Genomic DNA, 14,739 nt, shown 5'->3' on the forward strand with positions numbered 1-14,739 from the left:
AAGGCTACTCCTCCTTCTCCTCCAATGAATCGGCCTGCTGCTCCAACTGCTTGCCTGCAAAATGTGATCTTCCTTCGAGCCCTACGCCTGCAATCGTGGCAGCGAGCCATTCCGTCCATCCCTCTACCGAGCAAGGAAGCTGATCCATTGGCACACCTGATCGCTCCATAACAAGTGCTGCTAGACGCATCGTTGCAGGCAGAAGAATTCCTGCCTCCTCTAGTCGTTCCGGCTGCGCCATGAGCTGCGAACGCGTGCCTTGAAAGGTTACTTGCCCATCCTTCATTAAGGCGAACGAATCTGCATAGGCAAACAGCTCATCCAGACGATGCGTTACCATAATGATCGTCTTTCCCTCTTCCTTACAGAGCTTATGCAGCAGCTCAATGAGCTCTGCTCTGCTCACCGGATCAAGGGTAGCCGTCGGCTCATCAAGTACGACAATCTCGGGATTCGAGGCGAGAACGGTCGCAATCGCTACCTTGCGAATCTGTCCGCCGCTTAGCTCAAATGGACTAACCTGCAGCAGCGATTCAGGCATACCTACCTGCATCATTGCCCTGCGAGCGGATGCCTTCGCCTCCTCCTCACTCTGTCCGAACTGCAAGGGGCCGAACAAGACATCCCGCTCCACTGTTTCCTCGAACAGCTGCTGCTCCGGAAATTGAAAGACAAGCCCAACACGGCGCCTAAGCTCCTTCAAGCCGCGCTCTGGCGTGCCTCCTTGGAAGGTGAACTCTAATACCTTCAAGCTTCCGGAAGTCGGCTGTAAGATCCCGTTCAAATGCTGAAGCAAGGTTGACTTGCCCGAGCCGGTTGAACCGAGAAGCGCGATGAATTGTCCTTGCTCGAACGTGACATTCAATTCATCTAGTGCGGAGACACCGTGCGCCCCTTGCCCTTGATAGCGATACGTGACCCGTTCCGCAGTTATGATCGCCATAGTGCATTCACCAGCTCTCTCTCGTCATTCGTATCCGGCACATCTATGCCTCTTGCTTGCAGCGCCTTCGCCAACTGGAGGGTAAATGGCGCCTGCAAGCGGCACTCCTTCATGAGTGCTTCGTCTGCGAACAGCTCAGAGGGCGTTAGATCCGCCGCTATCGTTCCGTCCTTAACGACAATAACCCGATCCGAAGCGAGTATTTCCTCCGCATCATGCGTAACCGATAGAATCGTGTAGCGCCCAGATGCATGCAAGCTCTGAAGCTGAGCGGTCAGCTCCCGCTTCGAACGCTCATCCAGCATCGAGGTCGCTTCATCAAATATCAAAATGTCCGGATTCAGTACCATCATACCTGCGATCGCCACACGCTGCTTCTGTCCCCCCGACAGTTCTGCGGGATGCCGATCGAGCCATTCCCGCACACGGTACTCATCTGCTACCTGCTCAAGTCGGGGTTCCATGTCAGCAAGCGGCAATTGGCGGTTCTCCATGCCGAACGCAATATCATCCCGGACCGTTGTGGCGAAGAACTGATTGTCTGGGTTCTGGAACAGAAAGCCGACTTGGCGGCGAATATCTGCAACGCTCTCTTCATTGAGGTGCTCCCCGTTGACATAAATTTGCCCAGCATGCGGAGTAAACAATCCATTGATAAGCTTTAACAGTGTCGACTTGCCCGAGCCGTTAGGCCCGATTACAGATATCCATTGCCCCCGCGGAACTTGAAGCGATATCCCATGGAATAGCGGAGAGCGGTGCGGATATTGGAAATGGATGTTCTCCATAAACACTGCATTTTCATATGCAGAACTGGCATGGGCAGTACCAACATCATTGGCAGTGCCCGCAACAGTAGCAGTAACATTAGCGGCACTATCAGCACTTGTCTCCTTGCCATGCGCCACCCCAATTTGCGGAGCAAGCGAGTCGAACAGCGGCAGCTTCGCCAGTGCTGCGACAATGTATTTCACCGCGATGCCGATAAAGATGCCTGTTACAACACCCGTAATAAGCAAGACCGGCAAGTAGTAGAAAATATTTGCCGTACCAAACACAATATACGCCGCAGTCAGCTGACCGGCGTTGTGCGCGGCGCCGCCTACGACGCTAATACCTATCAGGCTGACGTTATCGCGGCCAATTTTCAAGATGGCGTACATCACCATGAAGCTGAACAAAGATCCTAAGAAGCTAAATAGGAAGGCAGAGAAGGTTCCCAGCATGAGCGTCATGAGCAGCGTCTTCAAGATGACGAGCGTCAATGCGTCCCTTCCGTTCAAGAAGTATAAGCATGCCAAGATCATAACATTGGCTAATCCGAGCTTCGCCCCCGGGATAGGCAGAATCGTCTGCACCGGGAGCATGGCCTCTACGAAGCCGAGAACAACAGCAACAGCGCTGAATATGGCGATAATGACCGCCTTCTTCAACGCTTCGGACTGTTTGGACACGGCAATACGATTCTCATTATTGTACGACGGCATCGATGTCACTCTCCTGGCCAGCATCGCCCTCGCTGAACAGCTCGACAAGCACGCGATGAGGCAAGCATACGATTGTATCATTCGGTCTCGATACGAAGCCGAACGACAGGCATACCTTGTCGGAGCAATCGGCATCAATCATTTCGATCCCCTTATCATGCACCTTCAATAGGTTGAAGCCATGATCGGTTTCGACGCGAATAGTTTGTTCTTCCTCTGTTAATTCCACTTGTTTATAAGGTTTCCCATCTACGGAAATATGAGCGACCACCTTGGAATTGTGCAAATTTTCACTTTCGTTTTGAAAGAACCACTTCGGCACAAGAAATGCGAGCGCCGCGACAATAATGACTCCGATGAGAATCAGATCTCCACGTTTCATCTTGTTGACTCCTCGGGTTACATTTTAATTTTGAAGCTATTTTTATTATACCTCTTCGTGAAAGAAGGTTCAATGTTCGTCCATGTCATAACCGTGAACTTCAGCGGAATATACACGTGATAGACCGCATTTCTGTGATATGCTTGATTTGCAACTTTTTGGGGAACTGCTATAATAAAATGCTTGGTTACGAGCCTATTTCCTTAATACAAGGATGTTCAAATCCTGTCTATTTCATTACACATATATATGGAGGAATCGCCTTATGATACGTTCACGCAGCCTGCTTCGCAGTGCCATCGTTCTGTTCTCTGCTTGCGCCCTTATTTTGAGTGGTTGCGGCAGCAGTAAAGATGCATCTGGAACTAGCGATACTGCAAGCCAGAAATCCGCCATTAAGCAGCAATCCTACTTTATCTTTGATACGATCGTTACCGTTAAGATTTATGATGAGCGAGCGGATCAAAAACAATTCAAAGATATCGAGAACCTGTTAAAAGAAATCGACTCCCGCCTGAACCGTACGAAGGACACGAGCGAGCTAGCGAAGATCCATGCTGCATCCGGCAAGCAAGCTGTCGCGGTTACGCCAGAATCCTATGATCTGATTGCCAAGTCGCTCGATTACGCGAAGCGTACCGAAGGGCGATTCGATCCAACCGTCGGCCCAATCGTGGACTTATGGAATATTGGCCATGAGAATGCGAAAGTGCCGAATGCGAAGAAACTCGCAGAAACCTTAAAGCTGGTTGATTATAAGGATGTTACGCTCAACCCGGACAAGCATGAAATTAAGCTGAACCGTGAAGGAATGGAGCTGGATATGGGCAGTATCGGCAAAGGCTACGCTGCAGACCGTATTGCTGACTACTTGCGCACGAACGGCTTCCCTAGCGCCATTATTGACCTTGGCGGCAATATTTTTGCCGTTGGACCGAAGCCTGGCGGTTCCGACTGGACCATTGGCGTCCAAGACCCAGATGAATCTCGCGGCAACCAAATCGGCAAGATGAGGGTAACTGATAAGACGATTGTTACATCTGGCGTCTATGAGCGTTACTTTGTGGAGAACGGAAAACATTACCACCACATTCTTGACCCTGCTAACGGGTATCCGGTTGACAATGGTCTTAGCAGTGTAACGATTGTGACGAACAACTCGACAGATGCCGATGCGCTGTCTACTTCTTTATTCGCACTCGGTGTAGAGAAGGGGTTGAAGTTCGTCGAGGCAGATCCGAATATTGAGGCCATCTTCATTACTGCGGATCATAAGGTGTACGTTACATCAGGCATTAAGAAAATTTTCGAGCTGACGAACGATAAGTACAAGATCGTCAACTAAATCGAATCTAGTAAATAAGTTCTAACAAATGAGCGCCCACTTCCATGGAAGTCCATGCTTCACGCAGACTGCCAGCGATAGTGGGCTTTCTTGATTACCTGCCCCTTTTTACGCTGTTGCCCATCATTCACTTGTACTCCTCACCACTTTATCAAAACAGCATATGTTAGGTAGCAACAGGTTTACCCTATTTTCATAATCGCATGGTGCAGAGAGGAAATCATGCATGAAGAAAACTTCTCAATTCAGACGTATCATCCAATCACCGGAACTGGATTTCATCATGGAAGCTCATAATGGATTATCGGCTAAAATTGTGGAAGAAAGCGGCTTTAAGGGAATATGGGCCAGTGGGTTATCCATATCTGCTTCTTTAGGCGTACGGGATAATAATGAAGCATCATGGACTCAAGTCCTAGACGTCTTGGAATTTATGAGCGATGCTACAACCATCCCTATACTGGTAGACGGAGATACGGGGTACGGGAACTTCAATAATGCCAGACGTTTTGTGCAGAAACTGGAGCAGCGCCAAATTGCTGGGGTATGCATTGAAGATAAGTTGTTTCCAAAGACGAATTCCTTCCTTGACGATAACGCCCAATCATTGGCACACATCGAGGAATTCAGCGGCAAAATTAAGGCCATGAAAGATACACAGCAGGACGATGATTTTACAGTCGTAGCTAGAGTAGAGGCCTTTATTGCGGGGCTGGGACTTAAAGAAGCGTTAACACGAGCAGAGGCCTATCGTCGGGCTGGAGCAGACGCGATTCTCATGCATAGCAAACGTTCAGATATTAGCGAAATTGAAGCCTTTATGAACGAATGGGCAGACCGGCATCCCGTCATTATCGTGCCTACGAAGTATTATTCGACCCCAACGCAGCGGTTTCGGGAAATGGGAGTTCATGCCGTTATCTGGGCGAACCATAATTTACGGGCATCCATTGATGCCATGCAGAGAGTATCGCAGAAAATCTATCAAGACAGCAGTATCGCTGAAGCCGAGAGCAGCGTCGCCTCGTTGGATGAAGTTTTTCGCCTGCAGAACACCAACGAGCTGAATCAAGCTGAGGAGAAGTACCTCCCTCCCCCATCACGGACAATAGGTGATCTCAAATGATCATAACCGAGCAATTTGGAGCAGAACTGAAGAAATTGAATTTCTCCTTTTATAGCGGGGTGCCTTGTTCCTATTTGAAAAATCTGATCAATTACGCAATCAATGACTGCAATTATATCGCAGCAGCGAATGAGGGAGATGCCATCGCGATTGCCTCCGGCGCCTGTCTAGGCGGAAGGAGATCCGTTGTCCTCATGCAGAATTCAGGGCTAGCCAATGCCGTATCACCACTGGTGTCCTTGAATTATCCATTTCACATCCCCTTGCTTGGCCTCGTAAGTCTGCGCGGTGAACCAGGCGTGCCGGATGAACCGCAGCATGAATTGATGGGATGCATCACGACTCAGCTTCTGGAACTCATGGATATCGAATGGCAATACTTATCCCCTGATATCGATCAAGCCAAGGAGCAATTGCAGCAAGCCGTCCAGGTACTGGATCAGAATAGATCCTTCTTTTTTGTCGTTAAAAAAAATACGTTCAGTAAAGTGCAGCTTCATAAGCATGAATTTACAACCAATCGGAACCTGTTCAAGACAAAGAAAGAAAAGGGCGACCAGCTGCCATCCCGACTGGAAGCCTTATCCGTCATCAACGCCAGCAAAGATAAGACGACTGTCCAGATTGCAACAACGGGAAAAACAGGACGCGAGTTATATGAGATCGGCGATAGCAACAGTAACTTATACCTTGTAGGCTCGATGGGATGTGTCAGCTCCTTGGGTTTAGGCATGGCGCTCACTCAGCAGAAGCATGACATTATCGTCATTGATGGGGATGGCTCACTTCTTATGCGGATGGGAAGTCTGGCTACCAATGGATTTTACGGAACGCCTAATATGCTCCATATCTTACTGGATAATAACGCACATGATTCTACAGGGGGACAGCGTACTGTATCGAACCATGTGGACTTCGTAGATATAGCTGCTGCATGCGGATACGGCAACTCGCTCTACCTTCATGGCTTGAATGAGTTGGATCATCACATCTTAGATTGGAAACGTACAAAAGGATTAACCTTTCTTTATATAAAGATAGCCCAAGGTTCAAAAGAGACCCTCGGACGACCTCACATTAAGCCCCATGAAGTAACAGCACGTTTGAAGAAATACCTTGGATGTTATCCGCGCCTTTTAATGAAGGGAGAGTAATGATGCGACCCGTCATGCGCAACATACTGCTTAACCCTGGGCCGGCTACCACGACGGACACTGTGAAATATGCACAAGTGGTGCCCGACATTTGCCCACGCGAGGAAGAATTCGGCCTGTTGATGGAGAGCATTACCGACGAACTAACCCAGCTTGTAGCAACAAGCCCCGCATATACGTCTGTCTTATTTGGGGGATCTGGAACCGCTGCAGTAGAATCCATCATCAGCTCTGTCGTCGGAGACGATACCATCATAATTATCAATAACGGAGCTTATGGGCGCCGAATGTGCGAAATTGCGCACACCTACGGCATTTCTAACTTGGAATACTCATCTCCGCCCGATCAGGCGATTGATATCGGTAAGCTAGAGCAGCTTATCCTAAGCTGTTCTGGAACGGTGTCGCATCTTGCTGCAGTTCATATGGAAACGACAACAGGTCTTCTCAATGATGTATATGCAATCGGGCAGCTTTGCAAGTCCCATGGCATTGATTTTATCGTTGATGCCATGAGCTCCTTTGGCGCGATTCCGATCCAGATGGATGAGATGAACATCAGCTATTTGGCAGCAAGCTCTAACAAATGTCTCCAGGGGATGCCTGGTGTAGGCTTTGTTATCGGAAATACAAATAAAATCGCTTCGCTCCAAGACAGAAAACCACGAAATTATTATTTGAATCTATTTCAGCAGCATCAATATTTTGCAAAGACCCGTCAAATGAGATTTACGCCGCCCGTCCAAACCCTATACGCGCTTCATCAGGCGATTGAGGAATTGAAGCAGGAAGGTGTGCATACACGATACAACCGATATCGGCAGTCATGGGAAACATTAGTTGTAGGCCTTGAAAGGCTAGGATTAACTTATATCGTGGATAGGGAGCATCACTCAAGGCTCGTCACCTCCATTCTTGAGCCGGAATGTGTGCGATACGATTTTCAACAGATGCACGACTATCTATACGCGGCCGGCTTCACGATATATCCAGGCAAGCTGGATAACCGAGGTACATTCCGTATTGCAAATATAGGCGATATTTCACACCAAGACATCACTGCATTCCTGCATGCTTTGGAAAATTATCTGCAAATAATTGACTTCTTGTGAAAGGATTGTGATGGGCAATGAGCGGTGCGGATAAAATGAGGAAAAACAGCTTCATGAAAAAGGAGCCTCTTCTGCGAGGGCACATCCCTATAACATCAAGGGCAACTACACAGCGCATCAATGAACTGTTAGATCAGCATAAAGACATTATTATGAAACCCAATAACGGCAGCGGCGGTAAAAGTGTATATCGTGTTACTGACCTCGGAAACAATCGATACCGAATCCATCATGAATCATCGCGAACCAATGTTCACTCACGCAAGGAGGTATTTCGCCGTCTCCGTATTCAGCAAAAATCGCGGCTTTACCTGGTGCAGCCCCGAATCAAATTAGCGCAAATAAAGGGAAGACCTTTTGATTTAAGGGTCATTGTTCAGCGAAAGAGATATTCGAATACATGGCAAGTAACCGGCAAAGCAGCAAAAATAGCAGGTAGAGGTTATATCGTAACCAACATAACGAGAAGTGGAGGATATCTCCAGCATGTGGATAAAGCTCTTAGCAATAGTTCACTACCGGATTCGGTGAAACGTTCCCTAATTCCCGCAATCAATCAACTGGCGATTGCTGCCGCCACCCGCTTAAATAAATTATATCGGCATCAGCGAATTTTCGGTATTGATATGGGGGTCGATCGTTCAGGGCAATTATGGATTATTGAAGCGAATCGGCGGCCGTCCATGTCACACTTCATAAAGTTGGGGGATAGCGCTATGTACCGGCGAATCCAATCCTTTAAGCGATAGAGTATGTTAAAAACCCCGATCCCTCACCCAATATTTCCATCTCAATGCTTCCTCACCATAGGAGATCCGAGCCGTATACGGCCCGGGTCTCAATACTAGATCCTTGGTTTTGGTCAGTACCCTCCCTGCCAATGCCCTGAAAAAACCTGAGGAAAAGCAGACAATGGACTTAGCAGCGTTACGACTGTGACGAATAGCTCTACTGATGCCGATGCACTCTCCACTTCCTTGTTCGCTCTTGGCGTGGACAAGGGGATGAAATCCGATGAAGACTCACCACATGCTGATCAAGGCCATGCCGGCTGCTACTACCGCCGATGTCGCAATTCTCGTCCAGCCCTGCTGTTCCTTCAACACAACGATGCCTAGCAATGTCCCGATCACAATGCTGAATTCACGAATGGGCGCCAAGTGCGCAAGCGGACCAAGCGTCATCGCGAACAAGAACAGCAAATAGGAGCCTGGCGAGACGACGGAGCCAAGCACAATCGTGCGCCAATTGATGCGCCATTCCTCGCGCAGCCGCTTCGTTCTTAGGACAGAAGGCGCTAAGAATAGGAGTGCACCTAAGTTCGAAATTTGAATCAGACCCAAGGGGCTGAAGAACTGCACCACCATCTTATCCGTCAGCGTATAGCTGGCCGTACACAATCCTACCGTCGTCGTAATTGCCAAGGTAAGCCACCATGTCCTGTCACGCGGCTCCTTCGAGGAGAACATGCCGCTTAGTGCGAATAAGCCTCCAACAATGAGCAGCCAGCCGAGCCAGCCAACAAGAGACAGGCTCTCTTGGTATATCACCACACTAACAATTGGCACAATGAGTGCGGCCGTTCCGCGCATCATCGGGTATACCTTGGACAGTTCCCCAATCTGATAGGCTTTGGAAACGAGCCAGAGGTATATCCCTTGCAGCAGTAAGGACACAACAAGCAGCAAGCCATTCGTCCAAGTCCAGTGCATGATCACAAGATCATGGATGAAGAACGGCATGAACACGACGGTTGCCAACCCATGTAAGCAAAATAAAAAGGATTCCTTATGAATGCTCCGCTTCGCGAACATATTCCAAGCTGCATGCGCGAAGGCTGAAGCAATAACTAGCAGGAGGGCGTATATAGCCAATCTAGCATCTCCTTTGCAGCAGATATCTTCCATCATCCGATTTCACACAGTATAAAAGGTGAAGCTCCATCATGCCTAGCACCACAACAACAAGAAAACCCGGGTCGTAACCGACCGGGCCCCCTCGCTGTTGTATACAGCAGCCTATTACCATAGTTCGCTGTAGCAGCATCGTGCTTGCCATCGAACCGTGCACATGTCTCCTGCAAGCACGATAAGGTATTTACATCCCATTGACTTCGCTGCCTGACGATATTAGATTGCCGAGAACACGGTACCCGTCACCATGCGATGGAAGAACGGCTGATGCGCTATGCGATCCCCCGCCACTGGATCTTCACTGTAGAATGGCAGACGTTCTGCATCAAGCTCCTCCAAGCGATCTACGCGGCCTTCCACGAAGTCGAGAATCCGATCTTCCGCCGACTGCAGCCGTGCAAGCACGGTACCATAGCGGCTGTCGAGCACTTCCCAGCCGAATGGCTTGCTTGTCGCCATCCATAATGCACGATGCGCCTTGCGCGCTTCATCGACCAGCGGACGAACGGACGGAATGACATCAGCGGCAATGCGGCGAAGCTCATCCTTATCACCATTCTGGTACGCGCGCGTGACCTGCACGCCAAGCATCGACTTTGCGCCAACAGCCTTGGACAACTTCGCATACATATCAAACACGAGCGCATGATCGCCTGCGGTATTGTCACGTGCAGCCACAAGGCGTTCAGCAAGCTCACTGTAATGCTTCGGCAGCTGCGACTCCAGCTCCTCTGTCAAATAGATATCAAACAACCCAATTAGCGTATCTTGGAACAACAGGAACTTCGAACCGTTCGAACCGTGCATGTTGTTCTTCGCTACACCCGGTGTCTCATCCAAGTAAGTAAGCTGCCAGTAATCATCGAAGCTCTGTCCGGTGCACAGCTGGAAGCGTTCCTTCATCTTTGCTTCATCGACTTCCCCTTCGGTGTAGCCATGCTCAGCGAACAATTGCAAGCCTGGCAGAATTGTCATATGATTCGTCTCCTGCCCGTTGTCGCCCCATGCTGTCGCGAACACTTCCTTAATGCCCTTCGACTTGCAGGCAAGCAGCGCTGGATTCGTATTCTGCCACGTCTTCCCGTAGTTCGGACTCATCGCGCCCCATACCCATACGCCGCCAGCGAATACCGGATCAGAGCCCAGTTGGCGATGCTTCTCGATAAATTCCTCATAGAAGCCTTGATCATCATGGTAGTAATCCCAGTAGACGAATTGTACGCCCTTCGGAATTTGATCAACAACTTCATTCGAGAAGTTAATGTCGAGATCATAGTAGTGGCCGCCGTTTTTCATAAGCAGGTGGAAGTACATATCACTCCACATCATCGGCGTAAGGCCATGTTTGCTCGTAATTTCCAATACGCGCGCCAAATGCTCGTTCATAATATCGAACCGTTCGCGGAAGCCATGCTTGTGCATATATTTGCCCAGACCAAGCCCGAACGCCTCATCCATCCCGATGTGAATGCGCTTGGAACGCAGCGGCTTCGTTGACGCTACAATCATATCCTCAATGAATCGATAGGTCTCCTCTTCTCCTACAAGAAGAACGTCCTCCGTATCCTTCATCTCATTCGCATAGTCCCACTTCAGCGCCTGCGCCAAGTGACCAAGCGTCTGAATGCATGCCACTACCTCAATTCCGAACAACGCGGCATACTGGTCAATCTCATAGAGTTCCTCCGCGGTATAGCGTCCGCGCATGTAGCCGAAATACGGACGGCCTGGCACCTCATACGTATCTTCGGTATATATCATTGCGCCGTTCAAGCCCATTAACGCCATTGAGCGCAGCGTCTGCTTCATCATATGTACATTCGGAACTGCGTTCCGAGATGCATCAATCATCGTTCCGTTATACGTGAATTGCGGATGCTCTATAATATCGAATGGCTGCCCCTTGCGCAGCTGCTCAACGAACAAGCCCAGTGCACGGAAGAAATGAATATCCGACTCATAGCGGATCAAGCCTTCTATACCATCCCATGCAGCACGAAGCGGCCCCTCTCCCTGCTCTACGCGAACTGTAGTGCCTTCTGTCCCCACTTCCACCTTCAATAATGACTTCAATTCGAGAATCCCTGGTAATACATGTTCGATACTGCCCGTAAAATGCAACTTCACAGCCAGATCCCTCCCCACGAGTTAGTTGGATACGCTTACAGATACAGCGAGGTATCGGTATCTTTTTATAGAATGCGAAATGCGGAAATAAATTTGTCACCCGTAGTTTACCACATCTATCCCCTGCGAAAGTGACAAGCCCGTGAATTCCTATGAAAAAAACGTCATATCGATGACGCAAAAAAGGCCCAGCCTCGATGGACTAGACCTTACCTATCTTCTTTTTCAACATCACTTGGCATTTGCCAATCCCAATACCCTCTAATGGACAGGCGCACTTGCACTTCCTGACGATGCCACCTTGCTTGCATTGCCCACTTCTTGCACATTCGTTGATGCGTTTGATACACCTGCCGCAGCTGCCTGCTTCTGCTCTTGCTGCGAACGCAAATATACCATATAGTAAGCCCCTGCAACGAACACGACTCCTCCAACCAAGTTGCCTAGCCATACCGGTACGAAGTTCGTCATATATTGTCCCCAGCTAAAATGCCCCTCAAAGATCGCAGCCGGAATTACGAACATATTCGCTACAACGTGCTGGAAGCCAATCGCAACGAACGCCATCGTCGGGAACCATATCCCCATGATTTTCCCGCTGAAGCTCTTCGCTCCATAGGAGAGCCATACCGCAAGTGCAACTAACCAGTTGCAGCCAATCCCACTTACAAAGGCTTGAATGAAACTATCGTCCAGCTTATGCGCAGCCACATCTACTGTCTTCTGCAAATAAACGCCGGAGCCAGTCAAACCGACCACATGACCGAAGAAGTATGCCACGAACACCGCACCTAAGAAGTTGGCAATCGTAATGACGACAATATTGCGAATGGCCTCTGATGTGGTTATGCGTCCCTTCATCCGAGCAAGTGGCACAGCCATCATATTCCCTGTCAACAGCTCACCGCCTGCTAACAAGACTAGAATAAGACCAACCGGGAACAGCGACGCTCCGATTAAGCCATTGATGCTTCCCCATTCCGCAGGTGCTCCAGCTGTTACACGTATATATAAGAGATAACCAAGCGCAATAAATGCGCCGGCAAGGAATCCTAGAATCATCATGGCGGACAATGGGTTCTTCGCCTTACTTGTTCCGGTATCTACTGTCGCTTCCGCAATTTGCTGCGGCTTCAAATAACCTGACATCGACATGACCTCCTGCTTATGCTTATTCGGATGCAAGCCCCATCATTTCCAAGGCCACACCCCATCCGCACCTACTCAGATACGAATAATTCCAGTTGGAATGTCAGCTGAACAGGTTGCAAATTCATTGTAACGGAGCCCTAATTCCGATGTTGTGCATTTTATCACAAAGTATCTTTCAAATATTGTCCATTTTGCGTATAACCCCCTGCATGACCGATCTACGCAAAAAAGCCAGTAAGTCTCACGATCGACTCACTGGCCATAAGCTGTATATGTTGTTGACCTGCAATGTGAAATTATGCCTCGCGCTTTGCAACAATGCTCCGTGCAATGTGCACACCTGCAGCACCCGCTTGTGCGAGCCCACGTGTAATGCCCGCGCCATCCCCACCGCAGTACAAGCCATCAATTTCGGATTCCAATGTCGTATCCAGCTTCGGACGAGCGGAGTAGAATTTCGCCTCAACCCCATAGAATAACGTGTGCTCAGAAGCGATACCTGGTGTTACGCGATCAAGCGCTTCAACCATTTCGATAAGACTTTTCATCGTATTATACGGAAGCACAAGACCCAAATCTCCAGCAACAGCTTCTTTCAAGGTAGGCTCCAAGAAGCCCTCTTGAATGCGCTTCTCTGTGGAGCGGCGGCCGCGAATGATATCCCCGTACTTCTGAACGATAATCCCGCCTCCGGACAAATCATTCGCACGCTTGCAGATTTCACGAGCGTACTCATTTGGCTTGTCGAACGGTTCCGTGAACTTGTGCGAGACAAGCAATGCAAAGTTCGTATTCGCAGAGCCAAGCTTCGGATCCTTGTAGGAGTGCCCGTTGGCACACATGATCCCACTGTGGTTCTCAACCACGACATGGCCGGATGGATTGCTGCAGAAGGTACGCACTTGTGTGCCGACAGACGTGTTGAACACGAATTTCCCTTCATACAGGTGCTCGTTGATTTCGCGCATGACGATATCCGATGTCTCTACCCGCACTCCAACGTCCACTTGGTTGTTGTACATTTTCAAGCGGCGCTTCTTCAATATCTCCGTCAGCCACGCAGAACCGTCACGTCCTGGTACGATGACCACTTGATCCGCTTCATGCTTCTCGCCGCTCTTCAGTTCAATCCCCTTCACAATATGGCGTCCATCCTGCTTCTCAGTAATCAGATCCGCTACTTCGGTCTTATAGGCCATATCGATACGAGTCTTCAAATATTCATAAATGGATTTCAAAATCTCCAAGTTCTGCTCAGTGCCCAGATGTCGAACTTGTGCGCGCAGCAGCTTCAAGCCAGCAGAATATCCAAGCTGCTCAATACGGCGAACCGTTTCTGTCGTTGGATCGGTAATGTCCGTCGTCGCTCCGTGCTCCAAGTTGATTGCATCTACATATTTAATCAAGTCCAGTACTTGCGAAGCTGGCAAGAAATCTGTCAGCCAACCCCCGAACTCTGTAGTTACGTTAAATTTCCCATCACTATATGCCCCTGCTCCACCGAAGCCGTTCGTAATCGAACAAGCTGGAAGACAGCCAGCAAAGTCCTTCTTCCCTGCCGCTGGAGGACACTTCTGAATCTTCTCCTCCAAAATCGGACAGTTGCGGCGATAAATATCATGTCCCTTATCTACAAGCAAAACCTTCAATTGCGGTGCCTTCAAAGATAATTCATAACAAGTGAAAATACCGGCCGGACCTGCTCCTACAACAATTACATCATATTTACTCATTGTTTCCTCCTCGATGCTCACGATGTCTCGGTCTATTTCTCTTCTATCCGATGAGCCTGCACCTATTTTGGGCAAAAAAATATCCCGTTACGTTCAGGTATGCCAAAGCATACCTACTCGTAGTCAGGAATTTACGGCTCCTGGTAGAGACCCCTAGACCTTATCTCTGGGATATACGAACAGGATAAACAAAAAAAATGGCCAATCAATCCTTGCCACCCACTTCTGTGGGAGCAACCTTATTGTATCGGAATTTGGCGAACAA

12 protein-coding genes, 1 pseudogene and 1 riboswitch are annotated in these 14,739 nt (G+C 49.1%); of the genes and pseudogenes, 6 read left to right on the forward strand and 7 right to left on the reverse strand.

Annotated elements, in window-relative coordinates; genetic code table 11:
- Nucleotides 1-4: 4 nt before the first annotated feature.
- The 3 genes from M3661_RS00995 to M3661_RS01005 are packed head-to-tail and all read right to left on the reverse strand — an operon-like array spanning nucleotide 5 to nucleotide 2,812.
- Nucleotides 5-943: an ATP-binding cassette domain-containing protein gene (locus tag M3661_RS00995; protein WP_251481391.1), complete on the reverse strand. Its 939-nt coding sequence runs from the start codon at nucleotides 941-943 to the stop codon at nucleotides 5-7.
- Entirely contained in the window at nucleotides 931-2,430 is a 1,500-nt protein-coding gene (locus M3661_RS01000; RefSeq protein WP_251481394.1) for an energy-coupling factor transporter ATPase, read from the reverse strand. The genes M3661_RS00995 and M3661_RS01000 overlap by 13 nt, the downstream gene beginning before the upstream one ends.
- Nucleotides 2,414-2,812, reverse strand: a complete 399-nt coding sequence (locus M3661_RS01005; protein WP_021257263.1) for a NusG domain II-containing protein — start codon at nucleotides 2,810-2,812, stop codon at nucleotides 2,414-2,416. The genes M3661_RS01000 and M3661_RS01005 overlap by 17 nt, the downstream gene beginning before the upstream one ends.
- A 265-nt stretch (nucleotides 2,813-3,077) precedes the next feature.
- Between M3661_RS01005 and M3661_RS01010 the strand changes: the two genes are divergently transcribed.
- The 6 genes and pseudogenes from M3661_RS01010 to M3661_RS30495 all read left to right on the forward strand — a co-directional run.
- On the forward strand, nucleotides 3,078-4,157 hold the full coding sequence (locus M3661_RS01010) for an FAD:protein FMN transferase (RefSeq protein WP_251481398.1): 1,080 nt from the start codon (nucleotides 3,078-3,080) through the stop codon (nucleotides 4,155-4,157).
- Nucleotides 4,158-4,383: 226 nt separating this feature from the next.
- A complete protein-coding gene (aepX, locus tag M3661_RS01015) occupies nucleotides 4,384-5,283 on the forward strand; it encodes a phosphoenolpyruvate mutase (protein ID WP_251481401.1) in 900 nt (299 codons plus the stop codon).
- Nucleotides 5,280-6,437 (forward strand): phosphonopyruvate decarboxylase, encoded by a 1,158-nt coding sequence (aepY, locus tag M3661_RS01020; RefSeq protein ID WP_251481403.1) that lies wholly within the window; start codon nucleotides 5,280-5,282, stop codon nucleotides 6,435-6,437. The genes aepX and aepY overlap by 4 nt, the downstream gene beginning before the upstream one ends.
- Nucleotides 6,437-7,549 (forward strand): 2-aminoethylphosphonate aminotransferase, encoded by a 1,113-nt coding sequence (locus M3661_RS01025; RefSeq protein ID WP_251481405.1) that lies wholly within the window; start codon nucleotides 6,437-6,439, stop codon nucleotides 7,547-7,549. The genes aepY and M3661_RS01025 overlap by 1 nt, the downstream gene beginning before the upstream one ends.
- 35 nt (nucleotides 7,550-7,584) lie before the next feature.
- Complete coding sequence (locus tag M3661_RS01030) at nucleotides 7,585-8,298, forward strand: YheC/YheD family protein (RefSeq protein ID WP_285852733.1); 714 nt, start codon at nucleotides 7,585-7,587, stop codon at nucleotides 8,296-8,298.
- A gap of 168 nt (nucleotides 8,299-8,466) precedes the next feature.
- Nucleotides 8,467-8,667, forward strand: a pseudogene (locus M3661_RS30495) (hypothetical protein); the annotation flags it as partial.
- Here the strand turns inward: M3661_RS30495 and M3661_RS01040 are convergent.
- The 4 genes from M3661_RS01040 to M3661_RS01055 form a co-directional block, all read right to left on the reverse strand.
- On the reverse strand, nucleotides 8,572-9,423 hold the full coding sequence (locus M3661_RS01040) for a DMT family transporter (protein WP_251481409.1): 852 nt from the start codon (nucleotides 9,421-9,423) through the stop codon (nucleotides 8,572-8,574). The pseudogene M3661_RS30495 and the gene M3661_RS01040 overlap by 96 nt on opposite strands.
- A gap of 255 nt (nucleotides 9,424-9,678) precedes the next feature.
- Nucleotides 9,679-11,589 carry a beta-N-acetylhexosaminidase gene (locus tag M3661_RS01045; protein WP_251481418.1) on the reverse strand — a complete coding sequence of 637 codons (1,911 nt, stop codon included), beginning with the start codon at nucleotides 11,587-11,589 and terminating at the stop codon, nucleotides 9,679-9,681.
- Between the two features lie 261 nt (nucleotides 11,590-11,850).
- The gene (locus M3661_RS01050) at nucleotides 11,851-12,738 is read right to left on the reverse strand and encodes a formate/nitrite transporter family protein (protein ID WP_251481426.1); all 888 of its coding nucleotides are present in this window, start codon (nucleotides 12,736-12,738) and stop codon (nucleotides 11,851-11,853) included.
- Between the two features lie 299 nt (nucleotides 12,739-13,037).
- Entirely contained in the window at nucleotides 13,038-14,474 is a 1,437-nt protein-coding gene (locus tag M3661_RS01055) for an NAD(P)/FAD-dependent oxidoreductase (protein ID WP_251481430.1), read from the reverse strand.
- Between the two features lie 100 nt (nucleotides 14,475-14,574).
- Nucleotides 14,575-14,673, reverse strand: a riboswitch (purine riboswitch).
- Nucleotides 14,674-14,739: the final 66 nt, after the last annotated feature.

Origin of the sequence: Paenibacillus sp. MER 180, assembly GCF_023713665.1 — a bacterium.
In the GTDB taxonomy this organism is placed as follows: Bacteria; Bacillota; Bacilli; order Paenibacillales; family Paenibacillaceae; genus Paenibacillus_B; species Paenibacillus_B suaedae.